Annotated in this window: 25 protein-coding genes; 12 read left to right on the forward strand and 13 right to left on the reverse strand. The window is 64.2% G+C overall.

Annotation, left to right across the window (positions count from 1 at the left end; genetic code table 11):
- Positions 1-40 precede the first annotated feature (40 nt).
- Positions 41-955, reverse strand: coding sequence for a LysR family transcriptional regulator (locus NOV72_RS17570; protein WP_106855875.1), 915 nt, complete (start codon positions 953-955; stop codon positions 41-43).
- Between the two features lie 243 nt (positions 956-1198).
- Here NOV72_RS17570 and NOV72_RS17575 point away from each other — a divergent pair, with 243 nt between their 5' ends.
- On the forward strand, positions 1199-2884 hold the full coding sequence (locus NOV72_RS17575; protein WP_106855902.1) for an arylsulfatase: 1686 nt from the start codon (positions 1199-1201) through the stop codon (positions 2882-2884).
- A gap of 59 nt (positions 2885-2943) precedes the next feature.
- Positions 2944-4230, forward strand: a complete 1287-nt coding sequence (locus NOV72_RS17580) for an anaerobic sulfatase maturase (RefSeq protein WP_245933075.1) — start codon at positions 2944-2946, stop codon at positions 4228-4230.
- A 130-nt stretch (positions 4231-4360) separates the two neighbouring features.
- Here the strand turns inward: NOV72_RS17580 and NOV72_RS17585 are convergent, their stop codons facing one another.
- Positions 4361-5770 carry an MFS transporter gene (locus NOV72_RS17585; protein ID WP_106855876.1) on the reverse strand — a complete coding sequence of 470 codons (1410 nt, stop codon included), beginning with the start codon at positions 5768-5770 and terminating at the stop codon, positions 4361-4363.
- A 267-nt stretch (positions 5771-6037) separates the two neighbouring features.
- On the opposite strand from NOV72_RS17585, the gene NOV72_RS17590 reads away from it, so the two are divergent.
- The 4 genes from NOV72_RS17590 (at position 6038) to NOV72_RS17605 (ending at position 8215) form a co-directional block, all read left to right on the forward strand.
- Positions 6038-6805: an IclR family transcriptional regulator domain-containing protein gene (locus NOV72_RS17590; RefSeq protein WP_106855877.1), complete on the forward strand. Its 768-nt coding sequence runs from the start codon at positions 6038-6040 to the stop codon at positions 6803-6805.
- Between the two features lie 19 nt (positions 6806-6824).
- Entirely contained in the window at positions 6825-7229 is a 405-nt protein-coding gene (locus NOV72_RS17595; RefSeq protein WP_425428734.1) for a YlcI/YnfO family protein, read from the forward strand.
- Positions 7226-7525 carry a type II toxin-antitoxin system RelE/ParE family toxin gene (locus NOV72_RS17600; protein WP_106855879.1) on the forward strand — a complete coding sequence of 100 codons (300 nt, stop codon included), beginning with the start codon at positions 7226-7228 and terminating at the stop codon, positions 7523-7525. The genes NOV72_RS17595 and NOV72_RS17600 overlap by 4 nt, the downstream gene beginning before the upstream one ends.
- A gap of 153 nt (positions 7526-7678) precedes the next feature.
- Complete coding sequence (locus NOV72_RS17605) at positions 7679-8215, forward strand: Spy/CpxP family protein refolding chaperone (RefSeq protein WP_106855880.1); 537 nt, start codon at positions 7679-7681, stop codon at positions 8213-8215.
- Between the two features lie 11 nt (positions 8216-8226).
- Here NOV72_RS17605 and NOV72_RS17610 read toward each other — a convergent pair whose 3' ends face one another.
- Together NOV72_RS17610 and NOV72_RS17615 are read right to left on the reverse strand one after the other, a co-directional pair.
- Positions 8227-8916 carry a hypothetical protein gene (locus NOV72_RS17610; RefSeq protein WP_106855881.1) on the reverse strand — a complete coding sequence of 230 codons (690 nt, stop codon included), beginning with the start codon at positions 8914-8916 and terminating at the stop codon, positions 8227-8229.
- Positions 8916-9398 carry a glycoside hydrolase family 108 protein gene (locus tag NOV72_RS17615; protein ID WP_106855904.1) on the reverse strand — a complete coding sequence of 161 codons (483 nt, stop codon included), beginning with the start codon at positions 9396-9398 and terminating at the stop codon, positions 8916-8918. Before NOV72_RS17615 ends, NOV72_RS17610 begins: the two co-directional genes overlap by 1 nt.
- 423 nt (positions 9399-9821) lie before the next feature.
- Here NOV72_RS17615 and NOV72_RS17620 point away from each other — a divergent pair, with 423 nt between their 5' ends.
- Genes NOV72_RS17620 through NOV72_RS17630 form a run of 3 tightly spaced genes read left to right on the forward strand, consistent with a single transcriptional unit; the run spans position 9822 to position 12396 of the window.
- On the forward strand, positions 9822-10208 hold the full coding sequence (locus tag NOV72_RS17620; RefSeq protein ID WP_106855882.1) for a hypothetical protein: 387 nt from the start codon (positions 9822-9824) through the stop codon (positions 10206-10208).
- Positions 10209-10237: 29 nt separating this feature from the next.
- Entirely contained in the window at positions 10238-10762 is a 525-nt protein-coding gene (locus NOV72_RS17625) for a universal stress protein (protein ID WP_106855905.1), read from the forward strand.
- Positions 10763-10782: 20 nt separating this feature from the next.
- Complete coding sequence (locus NOV72_RS17630) at positions 10783-12396, forward strand: alkaline phosphatase D family protein (RefSeq protein ID WP_106855883.1); 1614 nt, start codon at positions 10783-10785, stop codon at positions 12394-12396.
- A gap of 9 nt (positions 12397-12405) precedes the next feature.
- Here NOV72_RS17630 and wrbA read toward each other — a convergent pair whose 3' ends face one another.
- The gene (gene wrbA / locus NOV72_RS17635; protein ID WP_106855884.1) at positions 12406-13008 is read right to left on the reverse strand and encodes an NAD(P)H:quinone oxidoreductase; all 603 of its coding nucleotides are present in this window, start codon (positions 13006-13008) and stop codon (positions 12406-12408) included.
- Between the two features lie 181 nt (positions 13009-13189).
- On the opposite strand from wrbA, the gene NOV72_RS17640 reads away from it, so the two are divergent.
- A complete protein-coding gene (locus NOV72_RS17640; RefSeq protein ID WP_106855906.1) occupies positions 13190-13828 on the forward strand; it encodes a LysE family translocator in 639 nt (212 codons plus the stop codon).
- Between the two features lie 87 nt (positions 13829-13915).
- Entirely contained in the window at positions 13916-15208 is a 1293-nt protein-coding gene (locus tag NOV72_RS17645) for an FUSC family protein (RefSeq protein ID WP_106855885.1), read from the forward strand.
- 27 nt (positions 15209-15235) lie between these two features.
- On the opposite strand, the gene zwf is transcribed toward NOV72_RS17645, so the two are convergent.
- From zwf to NOV72_RS17675, 6 genes are all read right to left on the reverse strand, one after another.
- The gene (gene zwf / locus NOV72_RS17650) at positions 15236-16711 is read right to left on the reverse strand and encodes a glucose-6-phosphate dehydrogenase (protein WP_106855886.1); all 1476 of its coding nucleotides are present in this window, start codon (positions 16709-16711) and stop codon (positions 15236-15238) included.
- Between the two features lie 175 nt (positions 16712-16886).
- The gene (locus NOV72_RS17655; protein ID WP_106855887.1) at positions 16887-17786 is read right to left on the reverse strand and encodes a LysR family transcriptional regulator; all 900 of its coding nucleotides are present in this window, start codon (positions 17784-17786) and stop codon (positions 16887-16889) included.
- A 91-nt stretch (positions 17787-17877) separates the two neighbouring features.
- Entirely contained in the window at positions 17878-19965 is a 2088-nt protein-coding gene (locus NOV72_RS17660; RefSeq protein WP_106855888.1) for a 2Fe-2S iron-sulfur cluster-binding protein, read from the reverse strand.
- Positions 19966-20015: 50 nt separating this feature from the next.
- Positions 20016-20636 (reverse strand): glutathione S-transferase family protein, encoded by a 621-nt coding sequence (locus tag NOV72_RS17665; RefSeq protein WP_106855889.1) that lies wholly within the window; start codon positions 20634-20636, stop codon positions 20016-20018.
- A 158-nt stretch (positions 20637-20794) separates the two neighbouring features.
- Positions 20795-21097, reverse strand: coding sequence for a hypothetical protein (locus NOV72_RS17670; RefSeq protein ID WP_106855890.1), 303 nt, complete (start codon positions 21095-21097; stop codon positions 20795-20797).
- A gap of 101 nt (positions 21098-21198) precedes the next feature.
- On the reverse strand, positions 21199-21381 hold the full coding sequence (locus NOV72_RS17675; RefSeq protein ID WP_106855907.1) for a DUF1289 domain-containing protein: 183 nt from the start codon (positions 21379-21381) through the stop codon (positions 21199-21201).
- A gap of 269 nt (positions 21382-21650) precedes the next feature.
- On the opposite strand from NOV72_RS17675, the gene NOV72_RS17680 reads away from it, so the two are divergent.
- Positions 21651-23654 carry an AI-2E family transporter gene (locus NOV72_RS17680; RefSeq protein ID WP_106855891.1) on the forward strand — a complete coding sequence of 668 codons (2004 nt, stop codon included), beginning with the start codon at positions 21651-21653 and terminating at the stop codon, positions 23652-23654.
- A 19-nt stretch (positions 23655-23673) separates the two neighbouring features.
- On the opposite strand, the gene NOV72_RS17685 is transcribed toward NOV72_RS17680, so the two are convergent.
- Entirely contained in the window at positions 23674-23907 is a 234-nt protein-coding gene (locus NOV72_RS17685; RefSeq protein WP_061120011.1) for a hypothetical protein, read from the reverse strand.
- A gap of 118 nt (positions 23908-24025) precedes the next feature.
- Positions 24026-24820 carry a 3-hydroxybutyrate dehydrogenase gene (locus NOV72_RS17690; protein WP_106855892.1) on the reverse strand — a complete coding sequence of 265 codons (795 nt, stop codon included), beginning with the start codon at positions 24818-24820 and terminating at the stop codon, positions 24026-24028.
- Positions 24821-25929 lie beyond the last annotated feature (1109 nt).

The raw sequence follows: 25929 nt of genomic DNA on the forward strand, positions 1-25929 counted from the left end.
CGGATCGCTCGTTCGAGAGACGTTGCGTCGAGGCGTCTCGTCAGTTCGCGCCCGTCAACGCGATGACGAGATCGAGGAACGCGCGCGTCTTCGCCGGCGGATGATGCCGCGACGGATAGAACGCATAGAGCGGAAAGCGCTCGTCGGGCCAGTCGGGAAAGAGATCGACGAGCTTGCCGTCGGCGAGCAGGTGTTCGTGGCCGAGCAGCAGAATCTGCGCGATGCCGTAGCCCGAGAGAATCGTGCCGAGCATCGTGCCGGGATCGTTGAGCGTGAGCCGGCCGCGCGTCTGCACAGTCAGGCGCTTCTTCTTGCGATGAAACTCCCACGCGAACGGCCGCCCCGTGCCGGGATCGCGAAATTCGATGCACGTGTGCGTATCGTCGGCGAGCGCTTGTGGCGTCGCGGGCTTGCCGTGCCGCTCGATGTACGAAGGCGCGGCGACGGTGCGCACCGGCGTATCGAGCAGCTTGCGCGCGACGAGGCTCGAATCGCGCGGCTCGCCGAAGCGCACGGCGAGGTCGAAGCCGTCCGCAATGATGTCGCCGAGACGATCGCTCGTGATGAGCTCCAGTTGCAGATCGGGATGCGCGTGCAGGAACGCGTCGAGCTTCGGGCCGAGCAATAGCCGCGAGAAAATCGGATCGACATTCACGCGCAGGCGGCCGCGCACGGCCGTCGCGCCCTCCGACGCGGTGGCGGCGGCTTCTTCCAGTCCCGCGAGATGCGGCATCACGTGTTCGAAGAAACGCCGGCCGTCATCGGTGAGCGAGACGCTGCGCGTGGTGCGGTCGAACAGACGGATCTTCAGGCGCGCTTCGAGCCGTGCGATCGCGCGGCTCACGCCGGGCTGCGACATGCCGAGACGATCGCCCGCGGCGGCGAAGGTGCCCGCATCGACGATCGCGGCGAATACGCTGATGCCGTTGAGGATGCGTTCGTTGAAAGCGGGCATTCATGCCTCTATGTCATGAACTGAAAGGCATTCATGTTAGCGCGATGCGATCGGCTTCGCGCTCATCGCGGCTGGCGATCGCCCACGGCGACTGTTGCTCGTTTCCGATCTGGAAAAAGAAAACGCTTGCCAAGCGCTCGCTGAAACGATATCGCTTTGACGCTGCGAGTATCAGCGTCGAATTTTTGTCGCGCGACCGCTGCCCGGGCGCACGGGTGAGCCGTTTCCATCTAGGGGATGAACATGAACCTTGGTGCATACTTCACGACGCTGGCCCAGCCGGTCAAGCGCGCGCCTTTTGCACTCGTGGCAGCCGGCTTGCTGAGCGTGGCGATCTCCGGGCAGGCGCAGACCAGCTCGCAGCAGACGTCGAAGCCGAACATCGTATTGATCGTAGGCGACGATGTCGGCTGGGGCGATCTCGGCGTCTATGGCGGCGGCGAAGGACGTGGAATTCCGACGCCCAATCTCGACAGAATGGCCGACGAAGGCATGACCTTCTTCGACTTCTATGGCCAGCCGAGCTGCACGCCGGGCCGCGCGGCGCTTCAGACGGGGCGCAATCCGAACCGCAGCGGCATGACGACCGTCGCGTTTCAGGGCCAGGGCGGCGGGCTTCCTCATGCAGAGTGGACCTTGGCGTCGGTGCTGAAGCTCGGCAACTACAAGACCTATTTCACGGGTAAATGGCATCTCGGCGAAGCCGATTACGCGCTGCCCAACGCTCAGGGCTACGACGACATGAAATACGTCGGGCTGTATCACCTGAACGCCTATACCTACGCCGATCCGAAATGGTTCCCGGAAATGGATCAGCCGACACGGGACATGTTCACCAAGGTGACGAAGGGCATGCTGTCCGGGAAGGCCGGCGAAAAGGCGCATGAAGATTTCAAGCTGAACGGTCAATATCAAAACGAACCGGATAAACGGATCGTCGGGATTCCGTTTGTCGACCGGTACATCGAAAAAGCCGCGCTCGACGATATCGACGAAGCTGCGCAGAGCGGGCAGCCGTTCTTCATCAACGTGAATTTCATGAAGGTTCACCAGCCCAACATGCCCGATCCCGATTACATCGGCAAATCGCTGGCGAAGTCCAAGTACGCGGACTCGCTGGTCGAGCTCGATGCGCGGGTCGGCCATATTCTCGACAAGCTGCGCGAGAAGGGGCTCGACAAGAACACGCTCGTGTTCTTCACGACCGATAACGGCGCCTGGCAGGACGTCTATCCCGACGCGGGCTATACGCCGTTCCGCGGCACGAAAGGAACCGATCGCGAGGGCGGCACGCGCGTGCCCGCCATTGCGTGGTGGCCCGGCAAGATCAAGCCGCACTCGCGAAACTACGACATCGTGGGCGGTCTCGACTGCATGGCGACGTTCGCCGCCGTGGCGGGAGTCGATCTGCCGAAGAACGATCGCGAGGGCAAGCCCATCATCTTCGACAGTTACGACATGTCGCCGGTGCTCTTCGGCACGGGCAAGAGCAAACGCACGGCATGGTTCTATTTCACCGAGAACGAGTTGACGCCGGGGGCGGTTCGCGTCGGTCAATTCAAGGCCGTATTCAATTTGCGTGGCGACGCAGGCGTGAAGACGGGCGGTCTCGCAGTGGATTCGAATCTCGGCTGGAAAGGGCCCGAGAGCTACGTCGCGACCGTGCCGCAAGTGTTCGACCTGTACCAGGACCCGCAGGAGCGCTACGACATCTTCATGAACAACTATACGGAGCACACCTGGACGCTTCCGGCGTTAAGTGGCGCAGTGAAAGACGAGATGAAGACATACGTGCAATATCCGCCACGCAAAGCGCAGAGCGAAGCCTATGCGGGCCCGATTACGCTCAGTCAATACGAGCGCCTGAAGTTCGTTCGTGACGAACTGGAGAAGAACGGGTTCAGCATTCCGCTGCCGACCGGGAACTGACATATCGGGGATTCCGGAACATCCGGTTATCCAGCAGCAAGCGACCAGCGGGAATCGACATGCATGAGATCAGCGACGGCACACGGGTGCAGCCGGTTTCTTTTCACAAGGCGCGGCCGCGCGCGCCGGAACCCGTCGCGCCGGCGCAGAAAGGGCGCTTTCATACGATGGCGAAGGCCATCGGTTCGACGTGCAACATCGACTGCACTTACTGCTATTACCTGCACAAGGAACATCTGCTCGATCAGCATCGCGGCCGCCGGATGGAAGTGTCGATGCTGGAGCGCTACATCCGCCAGTACATCGAAGCGCAAAACGGCGACGAGATCATTTTCTCGTGGCAAGGCGGCGAGCCCACCATGCTGGGCGTGGAATTCTTCCGCGACATCGTCGAAATCCAGAAGAAATATGTCCCGGAAGGGCGCCGCATTTCGAACGATCTTCAGACCAACGCGACGCTGCTCGACGACCAATGGTGCGCATTCCTGAAGGAACATGACTTTCTGGTGGGCGTCAGTATCGACGGGCCGCGCGAGTTGCACGACGCGTTTCGACGGGATCGCAAGGGCATGCCCACCTTCGACAAGGTGATGCAGGGCGTCGGCTATCTTCGCAAGCACGGCGTGGCGTTCAATACGCTCACGGTCGTCAACCGCGTCAACGCGAAAAGGCCGCTCGACGTCTATCGCTTTTTGCGCAACGAACTGGATTCCCGCTACATCCAGTTCATTCCGTGCGTCGAGCCGAAAGACTTTCACAGCGTCGCGCCTCAGCACTGGCCGGCAGAATCGCTGCCGACGCTCGGAAGCAGCGCCGCCAGGCCGGGCAACCCGGACTCCGTCGTGACGGACTGGTCGGTCGATCCGGACGACTGGGGCTACTTCCTGTCGCGGACCTTCGACGAATGGCACAGAAAGGACGTGGGCCGCGTGCTGGTCAATCTCTTCGAGACGGCCGTCGTCCAGACGATGGGACGCCCCGCGCAGACCTGCGTGACCGCCGAGTTCTGCGGCAAGGCGCTGGCGATCGAACACGACGGCGAGGTCTATGCCTGCGATCATTACGTGTACCCGGCGTGGTCGCTCGGCAATATCCGGACGACGCATCTGGGCGAGATGGCGTTCTCGCCGCAACAGCAAAGCTTCGGCTACGCGAAGCGGGATACGTTGCCGGCGTACTGCCGTCAATGCAGGCATCTGAACGTGTGCTGGGGAGAATGCCCCAAGAATCGCTTCGTCCGCAGCCCGGAGGGTGAAGCCGGCCTGAACTATCTGTGCAGCGGCATCAAACGATTTCACGATCACGCGGGGCCTGCGCTCAGGCAACTCGCGAGGCAGTGCGCTTGAGGGAGCATGTCGCCCGCGCGACGAATGCGACGCGCCTAGCATCTCCGATGTCCGTTTCGCTCTGAGCGTCGAGCGTCCAAAAAAAAACGGGCCCCACGGGGCCCGGCAAATCACTCCAGCACGGTCACTTTTACGCGTGGCGCGCCTTCGCCACCTTATCCACGGACATCGAGTCGGCGCGCAAGCGCTCATACTCCTGCTCGCTCATCGGCACGGCGTCCTTCTTGCCCAGATCGTTCAGGCGGATGCGATACGTCTCACGCGCCGAGTAAGCCGCGATCGCCGCGATGATCGTCACGCCGAACGCAATCGCGCCGACCGTCAGCGGGATGTTGTTCGATCCCGGCGGCGCGACCGCCGCGAACAGCGCGGGCAGGAGCGCGGTGATCGTCGTGCCGATGTTCTGCGCAATCGCCATCGCCGAAACACGCGAGCGGGTCGGGAACAGTTCCGGATAGAAGCTCGGGAAGATCGCGTTATAGCCTTGATACACGACGCCCCACATCAGGAGCGACATCAGGAACGCGAGCGGCACGCTGTGGATGCTGATCGCATAGAGATACGCGAACGCGAGCAGACCCGAGATCAGCGAGCCGCCGATCATCATCGGGCGACGGCCGATCTTGTCCGACAGGTTGCCGACGAACGGAATCACCAGCACCGCGACGATGTTGCCGACCACCGGAATCCACAAATACACGCTCTTGTGGAAGCCGATGCCATACGAAGACTGCACCGCGTACGCCGCGCCGAAGATCGTCGCCACGACCGGAATCACGTTCATCAGCGCCATGCAGACGACGCGGATCATGTCGGGCGTGCTGTTGGCGAACGCTTCCTTGATCGGCGACTTCGGCAGATCGCCGTGCGATTCCTCGGACGTGAACGCCGGCGTTTCATGCACTTCCTTCCGGATGATGTAGCCCGCGACCAGCACGAACGCCGACAGCAGGAACGGCACACGCCAGCCCCACGCGTTGAACATGTCTTCCGGCATGAACGTGGCGAGCGGCAGGAACACGGCGGCGGCGAGAATCTGGCCGGCCTGCACGCCTTGCAGCGTGAAGCTCGCGTAGTAGCCGCGGCGTCCGAACGGCGCGTGCTCCAGAATCATCGAACTGGCGCCGGAGATTTCACCGGCCACCGCGAAGCCCTGAATCAGGCGCAGCACGACGAGCAACGCCGGAGCGAGCATGCCGACGCTGTGATACGTCGGCAAGAGACCGACGGCCATCGTCGAAAAACCCATCAGGAACATGCAGATGAGCAGCACGTTCTTGCGGCCGTGCGTGTCGCCCAGATGGCCGAGCACGAATGCGCCGATCGGACGCGCAACGTAGCCCACGCCGTACGTCGCGAGCGACGCGATGATCGCCACCTTCGGATTGCCCGACGGGAAGAACAACTGCGGGAAAATGAGCGCTGCTGCCTGGGCGTAAATGAAGAAGTCGTAATACTCCAGCGCCGAGCCGATCCAGCCGCTCGCGGTCGCTTTTTTCGCCTGGCGGCCGCCGTGCGCGTCTTCCTTAGGGCTAGCCATAGAGATGTCTCCGAAATGGGTTTATGGAGTTGAGCCTGGAAACCTGGTCGAGCGGCGGAGCAGTCGAAACCGTGAAATCGCGCGTCGCTCTGAAAGTGATTGGAGAATAAAAGCGCAGCCCTTCCGGATCAACGCTTTGTGACAAATTTTGCGCGATTATCGTACGCAAGTGTCCGATAATCGATCACTTTGGGGGTTAGCACTAGCAAATGGCTTTGGTGGATCGCCGAAACATCCGTTCTTCCATAACTAAACAAGCATGTCAGCATGACTAAACCGGAACTCGACAAGCGCGACTGGATCGCCGGTCTCGAAAAGGGTCTTGCGATCCTCGAAGCCTTCGACGATCAGCACGCGCGCATGACGCCCACGCAAGCCGCGATGCGCACCGGACTCACGCGCACCGCCGCGCGCCGCTATCTGCTGACGCTCGCGCATCTCGGCTACGTGCAGACCGACGGCAAGCTCTTCAATCTGACGCCGCGCGTGCTGCGCATGGGCTGGTCGTATTTCGAATCGGCGCGGCTGCCGCGCATCGTCCAGCCTTATCTGCAGCAGTTGAGCGCGCTGATCCACGAATCGGTGTACGTGAGCGTGCTCGATGACTGGGATCTCGTGATCATCGCGCGCAACGGCTCCACGCGCGTCATGACGACCGGCTTCGTGCTGGGCGCGCGCGTGCCGGCCGCGCTGATGTCGGGCGGCATCGCGATGCTCGCGTACATGGACGAGACGGCGGTGCGCGGATGGCTCGACGCCACCGAGTTCAAGCCGTTCACGCCGCTCACGATCACCAACAAGGAGCGGCTGTACGACAAGATCCGGCAGGCGCGCGTCGACGGGTACGTCGCGATCGAGCAGCAATTGCAGATGGGCGTGCGTGGCGTCGCGGTGCCGATGAAGAACCGTCATGGCGAAGTGATCGCGGCGTTGTCGGCGAACATGCCGATCGGCAAGGAGACGAGCGAGGCCGCGCTCGCTCGCGTGTTGCAGCCGTTGCAGGAAACGGCGTTGTCGATGCTGAACGTGATCTGAGGTGAGGGTTTTCGGGAGGATGCCGCCGGAAGGCGTCCGAGGCTTATGTCTGAAGGCTTTCGGCGGCATGAATCGCGCTAAAGGTGAGGGTTTTCGGGGCATCGATGGGTGTTATCATGTATCGCAATTGCAATACAGAGAGGCGATCATGAAATCCGCGACCATTCCGGCATTGCGAGTCGAACCCGAACTGCGTCAGGCCGTTGAAGACGTGCTCGGCGAGAACGAAACGCTTTCGTCATTCATGGAGTCCGCATTGCGCGCGGGCGTTGCCCGACGCCAGCTCCAACGCGAGTTCATTGCGCGCGGACTCGCGGCACGCGAGGAAGCACGGAGAACCGGCGAGTATTTCGACGCAGACGATGTGCATGCCGAACTCCAGGCGATGTTGAATGCGGCGAAGTCCGAACGGGAGCGTCATTGACTTACACCGTCAGATACACGCGCGCCGCACGCGACGATTTGATTCGCCTGTTCCAGTTTCAGCTCGAGCGCGATTTGCAGGTCGCGGAACGAGCCGTGGAAGCCATCCGCGAAGGCATCGGAGTATTGAAGAACTTCCCCTTTACCTGCCGGAAGGCGGACGAGAAGAATCCCTTTCTACGTGAATTGCTCGTCTCGTTCGGCACTTCGGGCTATGTCGTGCTTTTTGAAATCGACGACGACACGGCCGTGAGCATCCTCGCTATCCGCCATCAGTTGGAAGAGGACTATCACTGATACGCGACGTGCGTGTCATCGAGAGGGCAGCGCTCGACGTGCCGGCCACGCCCTCACTCTCACCTAATTCCCGGTCCCTACACTCCTTTCCATGGTTGCGGCGACAAACCCGGTCAACCACATCGCACATCGACAAAAGGAAAGGGGAACGAAATGACCCAGCTCAACGCATCGGCGAACGCACGCAAGGCGCGCAGCACGGGCTTGCTTCTCAAGCTTTCGGCGCTATCCGTCGTCACCGCGCTTTCGCTCGGGCTCGGCTCCGCGCCGGTCTACGCGCAGGCGCTGCCGATGGACAACGCCGCGCCTGCCCACGTGCAGCCGCTCGACATGCGCACGCTTCACACTCAACTGAATCTCACGGCCGATCAGGAAGTGCAGTGGCAAGCCGCGCTCGACGCGATGCGCGAAAGCCACTCATCGGAACGCATGAACGCCGACCAGATGCAGGCGCGCATGCAGACGATGCTCAAGCAGCCGATCCTCGATCTCTCCGCGCTGCACGCGATGGACCAGAAGATCCGTCAGCAGGACGCGCCGCTATCCGAGCAGTCGGCGAAAGCGTGGCTCACGTTCTACGGCAGCCTGAACGATCAGCAGAAGACCGCCTTCAGCGATGCGATCAGGCCGCAGTTCGAGAACATCGCGCATCATCCGGCGCGGCCCTACGATCCGCGAACCGGGCTCTGACGCCGCGACGCTCAGGACGCGCCCGTGAAGATCGGCCCTTGTCCGCCCGGCACGAACGCGCGCGGCGCATGGTCGACGCTCGCGCCGGAATGGTCGCGCGCCGCCGGCGCCGGTGCGGGATCGCGCAACGTGACGGCGGTTTCCGGCGTGATCGGCACGCTCGGTTGCGCGAGCAGTTCGGTCTTGCGCATCGAACCCGCCGACGTCCCGAAGTAATACCCGATGATGCTGATCCACGCGGTCCCGAGCGCGCCGACCACGACGTTCACGAGATCGCGATTCGCCTCGGGCAACGCACGCAGCGCCATCAAAAGCAGGATGCCGAAAAAGCCGGCGGTGACGAACATCGCGAGGACTTTCGGCACCCAGTCCTTGTTCGCGGTGCCCATTGCGCGCGCATCGGCGCGGTCGCCCGCCGCGATGCGCGCCATGTCCGCTTCGAACGACAGGCGCGCCTGCGCCGCCGCCACCACCAGTTGTTGCAACTGCAACGAGTTCGCGCTTTCGGCCTGACCGATCTTGTCGAGCGCGGCGGGATCGTTGAGCGCGGTCTCGACGACATCCGGATCGTTCGGCGTGTCGAGCGCATGCGAGATGATCGCGGCCGCCGTCGTCACGCCGAGCCCGACCGGCCCGCCGACGAGCCCCGCGAGCAGAGGCGCCTTCGCGCCGATGGTTGCCGCCACTTTGGTCCAGTCCATCATGCTGCTCCCAGAAGAAGATTCGTCGCCATGCGGTCGGTCCAGCCGCGGCTGAACGTCGGCCACGCATGCAAGCCCTTCAGATAACGCAATCGATACGCGATGAAGCGCAGCACGAAGCGCATCGGATCGGCGGCTTTCACGGCATCGACGGTATCGGGGCCGAACTTGCCGTCTTCCTTCGCGCCCGATGCCTTCTGCATCCACAGCACGACGAGGCCGCCGTTGTAGTTCGCATCGAAGATCTGGAAGGCGACGCGCGGATCGAATTCGTCGAGATGCAGCGGATCCCAGTACTTCTGCTTGGCGATGCGTTTCGCTAGGTCGAGCGGCAGGTCCTTCATCGCGCCTGCATAGCCGTAGCCGCGCGCGACGCGCGCCGTCACGCCCCACATCGTTTCGCCGCCGGGGTCCGCCGGATGAAATGAGTAGCCGCCTTCGCTGCCGATCAGCGCTTCGAAGGCGTCGTCGAAATTGTTCATGGTGATCTCCTTGGCGCCTGCGCGTGCCGCCGGTAACTCGCGATACGAAGGCCGCGGCGCCGGAAGAAACGGGCCGGCGCACGAGGTGGCCGGCCCGGTCGCGTCGAACAGTGGCAGGCAGTCATGACGCGACGGCAGAGCCTTATGCATCGGCTATGCCAGCCGCGCGATGAAACGTGCGGGAGCCTTGTCCAGCAAGGCTCGGGCTTCACAGGACGACGAGCGAAGAAAAGCGAACTGTCGTGCGCCGGCCAACGCTTTCGAGCGCGATTGTTCGGGCTGCTCAGACATCGACGTCCCGCGCGGCGCGCTCATTCGATGCTCATTGTCCGAGCCTACGATGCGAAGCAATCAGGCGGCGCGGTCCTTATCGAAACCATCGCACTGCCTTTCGTTGACGACGTTTCATCGAGGAGAAATGCCATGCGCCACTATCCATCGGACAGTCCCCGCGCCGCTGCGCGCATCGTCGTGATGTCGCTGATCGCGGACGGACATATCGGCAGTGCGGAAATCGAAGAGCTCGAACGGCGCGGCTTCTATGCGCGGCTCGGGCTTCATGCGGGCGAGTTGCACGAGGTCGTGCGCGAAGTCTGCGAAGACCTCACGCGTTGTTCCTTTCTCACGTGGGACGACGTGTGTCGCGTCGATCCGCGCGTCGTGCAAGCGCTCGCGGGCGAAGTGCGCGACGCGCGCATACGACGCGACGTGCTCACGCTCTGCGAATCGGCGGTGGTCGCGGACGGCATGATGACCTGCACCGAAGCCGCCGTGATCGATGCCGTCAAGCACGCGTGGCGCATGCATTGAAGCGCAAACCATCCAACGGAGACGACATCATGCAAAAGCACATTCTCGTTGCAGTGGGTCCGGGAAACAGCCATGCCGCGCTCACGCTCGGCATCGCGCGGGCCCGCGAATGCAATGCGCGCCTCACGGCGCTTCATGTGGTGGACCGCATGCCGTTCTGGGCGATATCGTCCGCGCAGTACGACTTCGGCGCGGCGCTCGCGCATGTCGACGAACTCGCGCGCGAAGTCGAGAAGCGCACGCTTCAGGCGATACGCGCGTCGAGCATCAACGGCGTATGCGTGACGATGGACCTGCCAGGCGGCACGACGCTCGGTCGCGTGATCGCGCAGGCGGCGCGCGAGTTCGACGCGGACCTCATCGTGATCGGCCGCACGAAGGCCGCGAACTGGCGCTTCTGGGAAGAGCGCGTGTCCGACGCGGTGAGCCGTCACAGCAATCGCCGCGTGCTGATCGCAGCGAATCATGCGGGCAATGTAGCTCCCGTTGAAACAAAAGCGACACCGTTGCGTTTTACCATCGTCGATTCGACGCAGCGCGTCACGTCCCCGTAACGTTCGAGAGGAAGCTCGCCATGCCGGATCGCATCAAGCCGTCCCGACGCACCTTGCTCAAAGGTCTCGTATCCGGCACGGGGCTCGCGCTCACGGGCGCGGGTCTCGCCGATGCGCTCGCGCAAGGCGTCGCGCCCGGCGTCGTCACCGCCGACAAGTTGCGTCCGCAACTACCCGGCGGCGTGATGAGCGGCGACGTCACGGCGACGAGCGGCATCGTCTGGAGCCGCACGGACCGGCCGGCGCGTATGATCGTCGAGTACTCGACGAGCGAGCGCTTCGACACGTTCCAGCGGCGCATCGGGCCGGCCGCGCTCGAGGGCAGCGGTTTCACGGCGCGCGTCGATCTGACCGGCCTGCCGCCCGCCGCCGACGTGTTCTATCGCGTGCGCTTTGCCGATCTCGTCGATGGCAAGGCCTACAGCGAGCCGGTGACGGGACGCCTGCGCACGGCATCGCTCGATGCGAACAAACCGATCACCTTCGTCTTCTCCGGCGATGAAGCGGGGCAGGGCTGGGGCATCAACGAGCGCTTCGGCGGCTATCGCATCTATGAGGCGATGCGCCGCGAAGCGCCGGACTTCTTCATCCATCAGGGCGACCAGATCTACGCGGACAGCGTGATCGAACCGGAAGTGAAGCTGCCCGACGGCACGATGTGGACGAACATCGTCACCGAAGGCAAGTCGCATGTCGCGCAGACGCTCGACGACTATCGCGCGGCCTTCGCCTACAACCAGCTCGACAGGAACAAGCGCCGCTTCGCCGCCGAAGTGCCGTTCCTCGTGCAATGGGACGATCACGAAGTGCGCAACAACTGGTATCCGGGCCAGCAGATCGGCGAGGCGGAGAAGCGTTATCAGACGCGCGCGATCAACCTGCTCGAAGCGCGCGCGAAGCAGGCGATGTTCGAGTACAACCCGTATCGCATCAATCAGCTCGATCCGGAGCAGGTGTATCGCGGCTTTCAGTTCGGTCCGCTGCTCGATGTGTTCATGCTCGACGAGCGTTCGTATCGCGGCGCGAACTCGCCGAACAGACAGACCCGTCTCGATGCCGATTCGGCCTTTCTCGGCTCGCAGCAGACGGCGTGGCTCAAGCAATCGTTGAAGGCGTCGCGCGCGACGTGGAAGGTGATCGCGAGCGACATGCCGATTTCGCTCGTCGTCCCCGATGCGAACCCCGACGTGCCGAAGGGCACGTTCGAGGCATGGGCCAACGCCGAAAACGGCGCGCCGCTCGGGCGCGAACTCGAACTCGCGGAGATCCTGCGCTTCATCAAGCGGGAAGACATCAGGAACGTCGTGTGGATCACCGCCGACGTTCACTACGCACAGGCGACGCACTACGATCCGTCGCGGGCGAAGTTCACGGAATTCAAACCGTTCTGGGAATTCGTCGGCGGGCCGATCAACGCGGGCACGTTCGGACCCAACGATCTCGACACGACGTTCGGTCCGGAACTGCGCTACGTGAGCGTGCCGAAGGACAATCCGCAGAACCGCTCGCCCGCGGCGCTGCAGCAGTTCTACGGCCGCGCGAAGATCGATCCCGCCAGCCGCGCGCTGACGGTTTCGCTGCACGATCTCGACGGCAAGTCGCTCTACGAAGTGAAACTCGACGTCGAGGCCTGAACGTAGCGCTTATCCTGCGAGCTTCGCCGCCAGTTCGGCGACATGCTTGCCCTGATAGCGCGCGATATCGAGTTCGTTCTGCGTGGGCTGGCGGCTGCCGTCGGCGGAGGCCATCGTGGTCGCGCCGTAGGGCGTGCCGCCCGAAACGTCGCTCATGTTCGTGAGCCCGGCGCAGGCATACGGCACGCCGACGATCACCATCCCGTGATGCAACAGCGTGGTATGAAACGACGTGATCGTGGTTTCCTGCCCGCCGTGTTGCGAAGCGGTCGATGAAAACACGCTGCCGATCTTGCCGATGAGCGCGCCTTTCATCCACAGCCCGCCGGTCTGGTCGAGGAATGTGCGCATCTGGCCCGCCATGTTGCCGAAGCGCGTCGGCGTGCCGAAGATGATCGCGTCGTAGTCCGCGAGCTCGTCGACGGTGGCGACGCTCGCCTGCTGATCGAGCTTCACGCCGATCTTCGCGGCCTGCTCGGCGGGAATCGTTTCGGGCACGCGCTTCAGCGTGACTTCCGCGCCCGCGACGCCACGCGCGCCTTCGGCTATCGCGTGGGCCATCGTTTCGACGTGACCGTACATCGAGTAGTAGAGAACGAGTACCTTCGCCATGATGTGTCCTTGTGTGAGGGTGCATCGGATGGAGACGCGCGGCTCCTTGCGCGCCTTAAAAGATAGCACCGCCTCGCGCATCCGCAAGGAACTGGCCTGCCCGCGCGCACGCGATGCGTTCATGGGCGGGCGGCGTTTCTCCGGCGAAAATATCGAAAATCGAAACGGAGACGCAATCGCCATGAACGGCCACGCCTTGCTCAGCGCAAATCTGCTCATCGCCTATTCGGCGTATTTCGTCGGCACGGCGAGTCCGGGGCCGAGCAATCTCGCGATCATGTCGATCGCCAGCACGTCCGGGCGGCGCGCGGCGTTCACCTTCGCGGCGGGCGTGATGTCCGGCTCGTTCTTCTGGGCGATGCTCGCGGCGCTCGGCCTCTCCGCCGCGCTGACCGCGTACTCGGGTTTTCTGATCGGCGTGAAGATCTGCGGCGGGCTCTATCTGCTGTGGCTCGCGTTCAAGTCGGGACGCGCGGCGCTGAAGCCTCCGCTGCGGGACGCATCGGCGGATGCGCAAGCGCCGAGCGGGCGCAGGCTCTATGCGCGCGGCGCGCTTCTGCATCTCACCAACCCGAAGGCGATTCTCGTGTGGATGTCGGTGGCGGCGCTCGGTTCGTCGGCGGGCGAGGGGCCGGGGCATATGCTCGTGGTCGTCGCGGGGTGTCTTTGCATCGGCGCGTGCGTGTTCGGCGGCTATGCCGCGCTCTTCTCGATGGCGTCCGCGCGGCGCATCTACACGCGCATCCAGCGCGGCCTCGATGCGTGCCTCGCGCTCGTGTTCGGCGCGGCGGGCATTCGCCTGCTGACTTCGCGCGTGTAGCGGATTTGCCGCACCTCGCGCGGTTCGGCTTTGCATCCGGTCGATGGGCGGCTACGCTCAAGCCAGACGCCTGAAATCGCCAGAACGATGCCGACCGACGACTCCTCCCGCAACGCCCGCCCGATTCCGCGCGAAAGCGCCGTCGCGGTGGGCGCGTTCGTCCACATCGTCGGCGACGCATTTGCCGCGCTCGGACGCGAACTCGCGGCGATCAGACCGACGCCCGCCCGCGCGCTCTTCGCGACGCAGGCGATGCTGTCCGTCGGGCTCGCCGTGGCGCTCGCCTACGCTTTCCACCTGAGCAACATCTGGTGGGCGGCGATCAGCGGCTTCGCGGTGATGCAGTCGAAGTTCTCCGCGTGCGCGCAGCGCGGCGTCCAGCGGGTGGTCGGAACGGTCGCGGGCGCGATCATCGGCGCGGTGGCGGGCGCCTTGATCGGCGACGTTCCGTGGATCTTCGTGCCGTTTCTCGGCGTGATCGTGGGCGTGTCGGTGTATCGCGCGCTCGTGTCGGACGCGGGCTACGCGTGGGTGCTGGGCGCGGTGACAGCGCTGATGGTGACGTTCGAGGCGCATCGGCTCGTCTCCGCGGCGGCGACGGCGTCATTCGCGCTGTTGCGGGTCGCGGAAGTCGTCGTCGGGACGGTGGCGTGCGTGGCGGTGTCGGCGCTCTTTCATGCGGGCGTGCAGCACTATCGCAAGTCGCGGGGCGCGCCGCCGGTGCCGCGCGCGCAGGCGGCATCCACGGTGGATCGCGTCGATGGCGCCAGCGCGCAAGCGGTCACCGTCATTCCGTCCGATGCGGCGCAGGCCGTGCAGGCGCTCGATGCGATGCACGTCGCGCGCGCGGAGCAGATCGCGCTCGCGATGCGCAAGCGGCTCGCGTGGCAGAGCGCGTGGTCGGTGATGATCCTGGCGGCGCTCGCGTACACGTGGGACCTGTCCGGCTTCGCGCAGGCGATGGTGACGGCGGTCGCCGTGCTGATCCTGCCCGCATCGGCGCTCGGCAAGCCGACGAGGAAGCCGATCGCCGAGCGCATGATCCAGCGCTTCATCGGCTGCCTGCTTGCGGGCGCGGTGAGTCTCGCGCTTCTGCCGTTATTGGGCGATAACGCGCTCGCCTGCATGGCGGCGCTGTGCGCGGGCGTGTGGCTCGGCTGTCACGTGCAGACGGGCACGCAAGGCGCGAGCTATGTCGGGCGGCAGTTCGGCATCGCGTTCATCATGGTGTTCGTGCAGGACCATCACTGGTCGTCGGACCCGATGCCGGCGCTGATGAGGCTCGTGGGGATTCTGGGCGGGATCGTGGTGTTGTCGGGGGTGATGGCGGCGGGCGCGGCGTTGGCGGCGAGAAGGGCATCGCACGTCGCGATGCGGTGAACAACCATCACCGCATCGCGCGAAACCTCAAGCCTCTTCCGCCCAGGCCTGATTTTCCCTTGCCATCAACGCACTCGAAGCCGCCGGTCCGAATGTTCCCGCCGTATACCCACGCGGCCGGTCGCCCAGTTCCTTCCAGCCGTTGAGAATCGGTTCGACCCACGTCCACGCCGCTTCGAGTTCGTCGCGACGCATGAAATGCGTGAGCCTGCCGCGAATCACGTCGATCAACAGGCGCTCATACGCTTCCGCGCGGCGTTGCGTCATGGCCTGCTGCAGATCGAGATTGAGCGTGACCGGCTGCATGTGCATGCCGCTGCCGGGCTCCTTCGCCATCATCTGCAACTGGATCGATTCCTCCGGCTGCAGCATGATCGTCAGCCGGTTGCCATAGTGACGCGGACCGTCGGGAATGATCGAGAACGGCAGATCCGCGAAATCGATGACGATCTCCGAGCGGCGATTCTGCATGCGCTTGCCGGTGCGCAGGAAGAACGGCACGTTCGCCCAGCGCCAGTTGTTGATATGCGCACGCAACGCGACGAACGTCTCCGCGCGGCTGTCGGCGGGCACGTTCTGTTCTTCGAGATAGCCCTTCACTGCTTCGCCGCCCACCGCACCCGCCGTGTACTGGCCGCGCACGGTGTCGCGCGCGATATCGGCGACGGTCATCGGCCGCAGCGACTTCAGCACCTTCAGCTTTTCGTCGCGCACGGCGTCCGGGTCGAGCGACACCGGCGGTTCCATCGCGACGATGCACAGCAGTTGCAGCAAGTGGTTCTGCACCATGTCGCGCAACGCGCCGGTGTGATCGTAGAAGCCCGCGCGGCTGCCCACGCCGACCGTCTCCGACACCGTGATCTGCACGCTCTTGATATACGGCGCCTGCCACAGCGGCCCGAAGATCGCATTGCCGAAACGCAGCACCATCAGGTTCTGCACGGTTTCCTTGCCGAGATAATGGTCGATGCGGTAGATCTGCTCTTCCTTGAAGTGCTTGCCGACGGCGTCGTTGATCGCGCGCGCGGACGCGAGATCGTGGCCGAGCGGCTTTTCCAGCACCACGCGCGCGTGGTCGTCGAGAATGCCGGCGCCGTCGAGGTTCTCGCAGATGGTCACGAACAGTTCAGGCGATGTCGACAGATAAAGCACGCGCTGCGAAGCGGGGCGCACGGCCTGCGCGAGACGCTCGAAATCGCCGGGATTCTCGACGTCGATGCGCACGTAGTCGAAGAGCGCGAGGAATTTGTCCCACGATTGCGCATCGAACGCCTTCGCGTCGATGAACGGACGCGCCTGCGATTCCATGAAATTCCTGAGGTAATCCTCGCGCGTCCAGTCCTTGCGGCCGATCGCGAGAATGCGCGTGTCGGCGGGAAGGTTGCAGTGGTTGTGCGCCATGTAGAGCGCCGGCAGCAGCTTGCGCGCCGCCAGGTCTCCGCCGCCGCCGAAGATGATCATGTCGAGCGGGCGTTCATTCGAAGGAGAAGTTGAAGTCGTCATGGTGCGTGAGCCGGTAAAGGTTCAGGAAAGCCGAAAGCGCGCCGATCGGTGCGATCGTTCGAGACAGCTATGTTGCATGTTTTGCCGGTACTTTGCACGGCGGGCGTGCTAACGGACGTTCGATTCGCCGGCCGATGGACGAAATGTCACCGAAGGCGCGTATGCCCGGCGCGCGTCAGCGCAGCGAGGTGTCCGAGCGCAGCGTCGTCACGGCAAGATCGAGAAACGCGCGCACCTTTTGCGTCACGTGACGTCCTTCGCGATGCACGAGATGGATCGGCAGCGGCGGCGGCTCGAACTCGGGCAGCACGATCGCGAGACGCCCCTCGTTCACATGTTGCGCGACCTGATACGACAAGAGCCGCGCGATGCCGAAATCCGCGAGCGCGGCGGCAATCGCGGAATCGTTGGTGGTCGTCGTGAGGCGCGGGTGAGCGCGCACGGTGACCTGCCGCTCGCCATCGAACAGGCGCCACTCCGGCGGCGTCGATGCGCCCGTCGACGCGATGACCACGTGTTCCGCGAGATCGTCGGGATGACGCGGCGTGCCGTGCGCTTCGAGATAAGCGGGCGATGCGCACAGCACGCGCCGCACGCGCCCGACGTTGATCGCCTGCAACGACGAATCCGGCAATTGCGCGATGCGCACCGCCACGTCGATACCCTCGTCGACGAGATTCACCACGCGATCGACGAACCAGCAGCTCGCATCGGCTTCGGGATAGCGGCGCAGATAGTCGAGCACGACCGGCGTGACGTGCAGCCGGCCGAACATCACCGGCGCGGTGATCGCGAGCAGGCCGCGCGGCGACGAATGCGTGCCGGTCGCGGAGAGATCGGCGGTCTCGATTTCGCCGATGATGCGCCGGCAGTCCTCGAAATAGCCGCTGCCCGCGTCGGTGAGACGCACGACGCGCGTCGTGCGCGTGAGCAGGCGCACGCCGAGATACTCTTCGAGCTCCGTCACGACGCGGCTCACGACCGACGGCGATACATCGAGCTTGCGCGCCGCCGATGCAAAGCCGCCCGTCTCGACCACCGTGACGAAGGTCGTCATTGCCTGTATACGGTCCATGGGAAAACGCGAGGCATCCAAGCATGAAAGATGCCGTGCATTCTCGGGGATATGCGCGCGGCGCACAATCGGCAACCGCTTCACCGCGGGATCAAAGATCGAGCGCCAGCTTGCCGCTGTTATCCGCGGCCGGCACGGCGCAGCAGATCAGCGCTTCGTCGTCGCCGGCATGGAAGGCCGGCTCGCTTTCATACGACACCGCGCCCTGCACGACGCGCGTCCTGCATGTGCCGCACGTGCCGCCCCGGCAGTTGAATTCGGGCGACAGGCCGCTCGCTTCGGCGAGTTCCAGCAAGGTGCCCGCGCCGGGCTTCCATTGCGCGCTCGTGCCCGACTTCAGAAATTCGATCTTCACCGGCTGCGTCGCGGCGGGGCGCATCGGCTTGACGTCGGCGCCGCGATCCGCCGTGCGCTTCAGCGCCGAAGGACCGAACGCCTCCGCGTGGATGCGCCCGTCGGCGACGTTGAGCGCGCGCAGGCCGTCGTAGGTCGTCTGCATGAACGCGCCCGGACCGCACAGGTAGAAGTCGTAGTCGTTGAAGGGCAGGCGGCTCGTCAGCAGGTCGATGTCGATGCGCCCCGATGCATCGTAATCGCGCCCGAACTGCGCGCCGTTCGTGTCGCTCAGCACGCGGATCACGTTCACCGCGCCGCCCGCGCTCTGCGCGAGGGCCGCGATTTCCTGCTCGAACGCGCGGCTCGCGAGCGAATGCGCCGACACGATCATCCACACCGGACGGACGCGCCGCTTTCTCAGGCCTTCGTAGACCACGTGACGCAGCATCGCGAGCATCGGCGTGATGCCGACGCCCGCCGCCATCAGCACGGCCGGACGACGCTCGAACGGATCGATCGTGAAATCGCCGGCGGGCGCGCGCGCTTCGATCACGTCGCCGGCTTTCAGCGTGTCGTGCAGATGCGCGGATACGCGTCCGTCGCGCTTCACGCTGATGCGATACAGCCCGTCCGACGGCGCGACCGACAGCGTGTATGTGCGGATCAGCGGCTTCGCGTCGCCCGGCAAGGTGACGCGAATCGGCAGATGCTGGCCGGCCTTGTGCGCAACGATGCCCGCGCCGTCGGCGGGTTCGAGATGGAAGGAGCGGATCGCGTCGCTTTCATCGACGATCCTGCTCACGCGAAACGTCCGCCACACGTTCGCGAGCGCGGCCGCCCTGAGGCGCTCGGCAACCTGTTCCCAGTCGCCCGTCATCAGTGAATTGGGCGACGCGCCCTCGCTGCGCGCCTTCCACCGCAACGGCAGCGCGCCCGCGCGATACGCGACGCGGCGCGGCGTGAAGCGCCACAGCCGCTCCGCGCCCTGGAACGCGGCGGTTTCGGGGGAATCGAGCAGCACTTCGGCGTCGCCCGAGAGTTGCAGGACGTCGCCGGATTCGAAATCCGCGAACACGAGTCCGGCGCGGCCGTTCACGAGAATGTTGCCGAGCGTGTTGAAGAAGAGATTGCCCGCGAAATCCGGAATGGTGAGCGTGCCGTCGTCCGCGAGGCGCACGAAGCCCGGCTTGCCGCCGCGATGCGACACGTCCACTTGCCGATGCCCGTCCTCGCGATCGAAATACGACGCGACGAAAAACGTGTCCGCGCCCGCGATCATCGCTTTTGCGCGCGGCGAAAGCGTGCCGGAGACGACCGGCTGCGCGGGCGAGGGCGCGGCCGGATCGCGCACGAACTCGAAGTCGCGCAACTGGATGTACTGTGGGCAATTGCCGAAGCTCTGCTCGACGGCCACGTCGAATACGGCGTTCGCGCCATCGCGATGAATCACGCCGTTCATGCGGTTGCGGCGGCGCGTGTGCAACTCGATGCCGAGCAGCCCGATCGACGCGCCATCGTTCATGCCGGCGTCGGCGGGATCGAGCGGATCGCGCGCAAGGCTCATCGACAAAGTTTTCGCGTCGGGCGCGCGCATGAAGCCGGGATGCCCGGCGAGCAGCGTCGCCCAGGGATCGCCGCGCTCGTCGACCGCGCCCGCGACGACGAACGGCAACTGCGCGAAAAACTGGCGATGCTGATCCGGCATGTGATCGCGCACGATGCGGCGGCCGACGCCGTCCATGCGTTCATCGACGCCGAAAGCCTTCTGGATGGCGATTTCGCCGCGATGCCACGGCGAGGGCGTGGCAACGGTTGCAACATCGGCGAGCGTGGAAGTGGACATGATCGTATGCCTCTTCGATTCAGGCGCGGCGGCGAGCCGCCGCGCTCACTTTACGCCGCGAGACCCGCGGCTGTCTTCTGGAACGGCACGAAGCCGGGCAGCGCCTCGACACGCTTGAGCCACGCGTTCACGTGCTCGTAGCCGGCGATATCGACGTTGCCTTCGGGCGCGCTCGAGACGTAGCTGTAAAGCGCGATATCCGCGATGGTCGGATGCGCCGCGCCGATGTCCGCGATCCAGTCGCGCTGCGCGAGTTCCGCATCGATCACCTGGAGCACGCCGTGCGCGCGGGCGATGACTTCATCCGCGTCGAATTTCGCGCCGAACACGGTGACGAGACGCGCGGCGGCGGGTCCGAACGCGATCTGACCGGCCGCGACCGACAGCCAGCGCTGCACGGCGGCGGCTTCGGCGGGCGTGTCGGGCAGCCAGTTCGCGTCGCCGGATTTTTTCGCGAGATAGACGAGGATCGCGTTCGAATCGGCGATCACGATATCGCCATCGACGAGAACGGGAATCTGGCCGAAGCGGTTCAGCTCGAGAAATTCGGGCGTCTTGTGGGCGGCGGCGGCGAGATCGACGAATTCGGCGTCGTGGTCGATGCCGAGCAGACTCAGAAAGAGACGCGCGCGGTGCGAATGCCCGGACAGCGGATGGTGATAAATCTTCACGGCGGATTCCCTGATTCGGTTGGCGGCCGGGAGAAGTCCCGTCCTGTGAATCAAGTATCGGTTCTTGCCGTGAGAAGGAGAATAGCGGTGAAATTCAAATCACCATTCTTGAAACGCGAATGGTGAAGGCGAAGTGGCAGTGTCGGCTCACGCCGGATTTATTCGCCGCGAGGCACGTTCGCCTTGTTGCCCGCGAGCGGCGAGCCGTAGCCGCCGCTGTTGGCGTTGTTCGGCAGACCGTTGACGAGTTGCGCGCGCGGATCGCTCGGATTGAGATTGAGTTCGCCCGCCTGCGCGTTGCCGTGCGTCGGATACTGGCTGCCGAGCGGCGCGTTCGGCATGAGCTTCGTGTTGTTCTGCGGCGCGTACATGTCGGTTTCGACGCTCGGGTGCAACTGCGCGAAAGCCGATGCGGCGGCAAAGCCCGATGCGAGAACGAATGCGGCACAAATCACTTTCATGGTCGACTCCTGCAAAGTCGCATTCAGTGTAGTCCGCGTGCGCGCTGAAAATCGCCATCACCCTTTCGCCGACCAGTCCAGCCTTTGTTCTTCCGCGCTGCCTACTTCTTGTGCTTCTTGAGCTTCGCCTTGCGCCACGGCCGTTCGTCGATGACCCGCGCACGATGCTTGTCCTTCATCTTCTTCCACTGCCTGCATTCTTCCTTCGTTCGCAGACAGCCGATGCACAGGCCGGTTTTCTCGTCGAACTTGCAGATGCTGATGCACGGTGATTCGACTGCCATGATGTCCTTTTCGATGAGCGGCGGCGAACTGCGACTGTCGCACGCGCACGGTTCGCGCATCCAACTGATTGTTTCGATGACATCGATAGAGCACGGCGCGGTCCCGCATCGCCTCACCTTTGAACCGATTGCAGTAGAATTCGGCTCCCGAATAGACTCACCTCAACAGCGACGGGCGTTGTCACGACGGCACGCGCCTTGCTTGATCGTCGCTTGCTCCCGCACAGCCGTGCGCCGCCCGACTGTTTCCAGAAAGCGAGCCATTTCCCATGCCGCAAGCACCCGCGCCGCGCCGGCCACCCGCGAAGATCCTGCCGCCCGAAGCGCCCGGCGTGCGCGCGCTGGCGTCGCTGGTGACGGGCGTCGTCATCATTTGCGCGCTGTACTTTGGCCGCGCGGTGATGATTCCGATCATCCTCGCGATCCTGCTGAGCTTTCTGCTCGCGCCTTTCGTCGATTTCCTGCGGCGGCTGCGCTTCGGCCAGGTGCCTTCGGTGATCGTCGCGGTCTTCATCGCGCTTTCCGTGCTGACGGCCGTCGGCGCGTTGATCGGCGCGCAGGTCGCGCAACTCGCGGGCGATCTGCCGAAGTATCAGGTCGCGGTCGAGCGCAAGATCGACTCCGTGCAGCGCGTGACCGTCGGCCGCGCCGACGAGTTTCTCGGCCGCGCGTCGCGTGCGCTGAAGCGGCTTTCGCCGGCGGCGCGCGAGCAGGAACAGAAGAACGAGGACAACCCGGCTGCCTCGCCGATCGATCAGCCGATGCCCGTCGAAGTCCACGAGCCCACGCCGACGCCGCTGGAACTGGCGCAGCGCTTCCTGTCGCCCGTCATCAGTCCGCTGGAAACCACGGGCATCGTGCTGGTCGTCGCGGTGTTCATCCTTTTGCAGCGCGAGGATCTGCGCGACCGGCTGATACGGCTCTTCGGCTCGCGCGATCTGCATCGCGCCACCACCGCGATGGACGAGGCGGCGCGGCGCCTGTCGCGATACTTCCTCGCGCAACTCGGCATCAACGTGGGCGTGGGGATCATCATCGCGATCGGGCTTGCGATCATCGGCGTGCCGGGCGCGTTGCTGTTCGGCGTGATGACCGCGCTGCTGCGCTTCGTGCCCTACGTCGGGACGTGGATCGCGGCGATCGTCGCGGTCGTGTTCGCGGCGGCGGTCGGTCCGGGCTGGGCGATGCTCGTGTGGACCGTCGTGCTGTTCGGCGTGACCGATATCCTCGCGGGTCAGGTCGTCGAGCCGCTGCTGTACGGGCATAGCACGGGGCTGTCGCCGTTCGCGGTGATCGTCGCGGCGATTTTCTGGAGCTGGATCTGGGGGCCGATCGGCCTCGTGCTCTCGACGCCGCTCACCTTGTGTCTCGTGATTCTCGGCCGTCATGTGGATCGGCTCGAATTTCTCGACGTGCTGTTCGGCGACCGGCCCGCGCTCACGCCCGCCGAGAATTTCTATCAGCGCCTGCTCGCCAACGATCCCGACGAAGCGCTCGTGCAGGCCGAAACGCTGCTCAAGGAGCGCTCGCTGATCGCGTATTACGACGAGGTCGCGCTGCAAGGCCTGCGCTACGCCCACAACGACGTGCTGCGCGGCGTCGTGACGGCGGATCAGTTGAGGCGCATCAACGAATCGGCGCTCGACATCATCGAAGGACTGGAAGATGCCGACGATACCGCCGTGACCATCGAGCGCAAGGACGAGCCGCCCGCGAGCCTCGATTCCCCCGACGATGAATCGGCGCTCGCGCACGAAACGCCGCCCGCTCGCTTCGATGCGCAGAAGGAAGGCCACACGGCGTCGGTGCTGTGCATCGCGGGGAGAAGCGAGCTGGACGATCTCGCGGCGACCATCGCCGTGCAGCTTTTCCGCAAACACGGCTTGTACGCCGATCTCGCGGGCTACGAGCGCTTCTCGCGCGGACGTTTCGGCGAAGTCGATCTCGCGGGCGTGACGATCATTTGCGTCGTGTCGTTCGATGCGGCCGAGTCGCCGCCGTATCTGCGCAACTTGCTGCGACGGCTGCATCAGCGGGCGTCGTCGGCGGAGCTGATCGTCGGGCTGGTGTTTCCCGAAAGCCCGCTGCAAGGCGAAGTGCTCGTGCGCACGAGTTCGGCGGCGGTGTCGTTCCGGGAACTGGTCGAAGCATGCGTGGCGGCCGCGCGCCGCCAGTCCGGCGACGGCGTGCCGTGGGCGGGTCTCGCCGACACGGGCGGCGAGACCGCGCTGAGCGGGCCGGGCGAGGACGTGCCCGAACTGCGTGACGCGTGACGCGTGAGGCGCGACGCGTTTAGCGGTTGCCGTCGAACAGATCGTTGAGCATGGTGTCGAAGGCGGCCTGGGCGTCTTCGAGTTCCTGGAGCGCGGCATCGAAAGTCTGCAGCGCCATCTGCGACGGGCGGCCGTCGCCTTCGGGCGGAAACTGCGTTTGCAGCGCCAGGAAAGCGGATTGAACCTGACGCGTCGCGTTGACGATACGTTCCATCGCTCGCGCTTCTTCCGCGCGATTGTTCTCAGCGGTCATCGGACACACTCCTCGTGGGCAATGTCCGATAGTACCAAGCGACGCGCCTTTCGACGCTGCCCGATCTCAGCTTTCGCGACCGCGAAGCGCCGCAGGGCTTCGTCGAGATGCGCATCGCTTACTGCGCGCTCCATCCGCCGTCGATCTGCAGCGCCGAGCCGCGCATTTCGCTCGCGGCGTCGGAGCAGAGGAACACGGCCATGTCGCCGATCTGCTGCGCGGTCACGAACTGCGCCGACGGCTGCTTGTCGCCGAGCAGCTTCGCGCGGGCCGCGTCGGGCGTGAGCGAGTCGCGTGCGGCGAGATCGTCGATTTGCTTCTGCACGAGCGGCGTCAGCACGAAGCCTGGGCAGATGGCGTTGACGGTCACGCCGCTGCGGGCGTTTTCGAGCGCGGCGACTTTCGTCAGCCCGAGAATGCCGTGCTTCGCGGCGACATAGGCCGATTTGCCCGCCGAGCCGACGAGCCCATGCACCGACGCGATGTTGATCACGCGGCCCCAGTTGCGCGCGCGCATTTGCGGCAGCGCGACGCGCATCGTGTGGAACGCCGAACTCAGATTGATGGCGATGATCGCGTCCCAGCGATCGACCGGAAATTCGTCGATGGTCGCGACGTGCTGGATGCCTGCGTTGTTCACGAGGACATCGACGGCGCCGAAGCTTTCGTTCGCGAACGCGATCATCGCTTCGATTTCATCGGGCTTGGTCATGTCGGCCGGATGGTGGACGGCTTTCGCGCCGGTTGCTTCGATTTGCTTCAGGGCGCCTTCGATATCGCCGAAGCCGTTGAGCACGAGATTCGCGCCGGCCTGCGCGAGCGCCGTGGCGATGGCCAGGCCGATGCCGCTCGTCGAGCCGGTTACTAGCGCCGTCTTCCCGGCGAGAGATTTATTCGATGCGGTTTGAGTCATACGAGGTTGTTTCCCTTCGGGGTTTGAATTGGTGCTTGCCTGCGAAGTTTGGTGTGGTGGTTGCTTGCTCGTAAATAGGGGTTTTTTTCGTCTTTTTTTCGCCGGATCCCGATTTGCTTTTGGTCTATTAGCGTTGCCCCTGTGCGGGGCGGCAGTCACTTTCTTTGCTGCTGCAAAGAAAGTAACCAAAGAAAGCAGCTTTCCCATCCAAAGTGCCTCACGCCGGCCGCGGCACAGGCGATTGGCTGAATGGAACGGCTATAGCGAGTGCCCTCAAAGGTCTTATCGGGCCTGGACCGCGCACGGTCCGACACATCGCACCACACCACTAACTGGTTCAGCACGAAATAGCTCCAGCCCGCTTCGCGGCCGACCGGTCAATCGGGTCTGCGCGTGCTTCCGTACCAACGCTGCCATCTCACTGCATTCGCTGTTCGTTGGTCTCCCTTGCAGACCTGGCGGCAGCGCGAAGCGCCGTGCCGAAGCTATCCGGCCCGCTTCGCGCCGACCGGTCAAGCGGGTCGGCGTGTGCTGTCTCGCTAACGCCGCCATCTCACAAGATTCGCTGTTCGTTGGTTTCCCATGCATACCCGGCGGCAGCGCGAAGCGCTGTGCCGAAGCTATCCAGCCCGCTTCGCGCCGACCGCTCAATGGGTCGGTGCGTGCTGTCTCTCTAACGCAGTCATCTCACAAGATTCGCTGTTCGTTGGTTTCCCATGCATTACCAGCGGCAGCGCGTAGCGCTGTGCCGAAGCTATTTCGTGCTGAGCCAGCGCGCTAAAAGTTATGGCTTGTCAGACCGTGCGCGAGCCAAGTCTTATTCTGCTTGCGGGGGCACTCGCTACTGCCGTTCCATTCAGCCAATCGCCTGTGCCGCGGCCGGCATGAAGTGCTTAGGCTGGGGAAAGCTGTTTCTTTGGTTACTTTCTTTGCAGCAGCAAAGAAAGTGACTGCCGCCCCGCACAGGGGCGACGCAAATACACCGACACGAAATCAGGATTTCACGACTGCTGGGGTAATCCGCCCGTCCAGTAAGCGGGATCAGAAGTAGAATTTCCAGCAAAGGGAGTTCTACGCAATGAAGAAGTCGAAGTTCACAGACAGCCAGA

The organism is Caballeronia novacaledonica (assembly GCF_900258035.1).
GTDB lineage: Bacteria > Pseudomonadota > Gammaproteobacteria > Burkholderiales > Burkholderiaceae > Caballeronia > Caballeronia novacaledonica.

Excerpts from the sequence above, each read along its gene's own strand:
- NOV72_RS17680 (WP_106855891.1), top strand. The coding sequence starts at position 21,651 with ATGCCGCAAGCACCCGCGCCGCGCCGGCCACCCGCGAAGATCCTGCCG.
- NOV72_RS17580 (WP_245933075.1), top strand. The coding sequence starts at position 2,944 with ATGCATGAGATCAGCGACGGCACACGGGTGCAGCCGGTTTCTTTTCAC.
- wrbA (WP_106855884.1), bottom strand. The coding sequence starts at position 13,008 with ATGGCGAAGGTACTCGTTCTCTACTACTCGATGTACGGTCACGTCGAA.
- NOV72_RS17615 (WP_106855904.1), bottom strand. The coding sequence starts at position 9,398 with ATGAACAATTTCGACGACGCCTTCGAAGCGCTGATCGGCAGCGAAGGC.
- NOV72_RS17610 (WP_106855881.1), bottom strand. The coding sequence starts at position 8,916 with ATGGACTGGACCAAAGTGGCGGCAACCATCGGCGCGAAGGCGCCTCTG.
- NOV72_RS17640 (WP_106855906.1), top strand. The coding sequence starts at position 13,190 with ATGAACGGCCACGCCTTGCTCAGCGCAAATCTGCTCATCGCCTATTCG.
- NOV72_RS17690 (WP_106855892.1), bottom strand. The coding sequence starts at position 24,820 with ATGACTCAAACCGCATCGAATAAATCTCTCGCCGGGAAGACGGCGCTA.
- zwf (WP_106855886.1), bottom strand. The coding sequence starts at position 16,711 with ATGACGACTTCAACTTCTCCTTCGAATGAACGCCCGCTCGACATGATC.
- NOV72_RS17605 (WP_106855880.1), top strand. The coding sequence starts at position 7,679 with ATGACCCAGCTCAACGCATCGGCGAACGCACGCAAGGCGCGCAGCACG.
- NOV72_RS17655 (WP_106855887.1), bottom strand. The coding sequence starts at position 17,786 with ATGGACCGTATACAGGCAATGACGACCTTCGTCACGGTGGTCGAGACG.
- NOV72_RS17620 (WP_106855882.1), top strand. The coding sequence starts at position 9,822 with ATGCGCCACTATCCATCGGACAGTCCCCGCGCCGCTGCGCGCATCGTC.
- NOV72_RS17685 (WP_061120011.1), bottom strand. The coding sequence starts at position 23,907 with ATGACCGCTGAGAACAATCGCGCGGAAGAAGCGCGAGCGATGGAACGT.
- NOV72_RS17660 (WP_106855888.1), bottom strand. The coding sequence starts at position 19,965 with ATGTCCACTTCCACGCTCGCCGATGTTGCAACCGTTGCCACGCCCTCG.
- NOV72_RS17625 (WP_106855905.1), top strand. The coding sequence starts at position 10,238 with ATGCAAAAGCACATTCTCGTTGCAGTGGGTCCGGGAAACAGCCATGCC.
- NOV72_RS17675 (WP_106855907.1), bottom strand. The coding sequence starts at position 21,381 with ATGGCAGTCGAATCACCGTGCATCAGCATCTGCAAGTTCGACGAGAAA.
- NOV72_RS17575 (WP_106855902.1), top strand. The coding sequence starts at position 1,199 with ATGAACCTTGGTGCATACTTCACGACGCTGGCCCAGCCGGTCAAGCGC.
- NOV72_RS17585 (WP_106855876.1), bottom strand. The coding sequence starts at position 5,770 with ATGGCTAGCCCTAAGGAAGACGCGCACGGCGGCCGCCAGGCGAAAAAA.
- NOV72_RS17645 (WP_106855885.1), top strand. The coding sequence starts at position 13,916 with ATGCCGACCGACGACTCCTCCCGCAACGCCCGCCCGATTCCGCGCGAA.
- NOV72_RS17630 (WP_106855883.1), top strand. The coding sequence starts at position 10,783 with ATGCCGGATCGCATCAAGCCGTCCCGACGCACCTTGCTCAAAGGTCTC.
- NOV72_RS17595 (WP_425428734.1), top strand. The coding sequence starts at position 6,825 with ATGCCGCCGGAAGGCGTCCGAGGCTTATGTCTGAAGGCTTTCGGCGGC.
- NOV72_RS17570 (WP_106855875.1), bottom strand. The coding sequence starts at position 955 with ATGCCCGCTTTCAACGAACGCATCCTCAACGGCATCAGCGTATTCGCC.
- NOV72_RS17590 (WP_106855877.1), top strand. The coding sequence starts at position 6,038 with ATGACTAAACCGGAACTCGACAAGCGCGACTGGATCGCCGGTCTCGAA.
- NOV72_RS17670 (WP_106855890.1), bottom strand. The coding sequence starts at position 21,097 with ATGAAAGTGATTTGTGCCGCATTCGTTCTCGCATCGGGCTTTGCCGCC.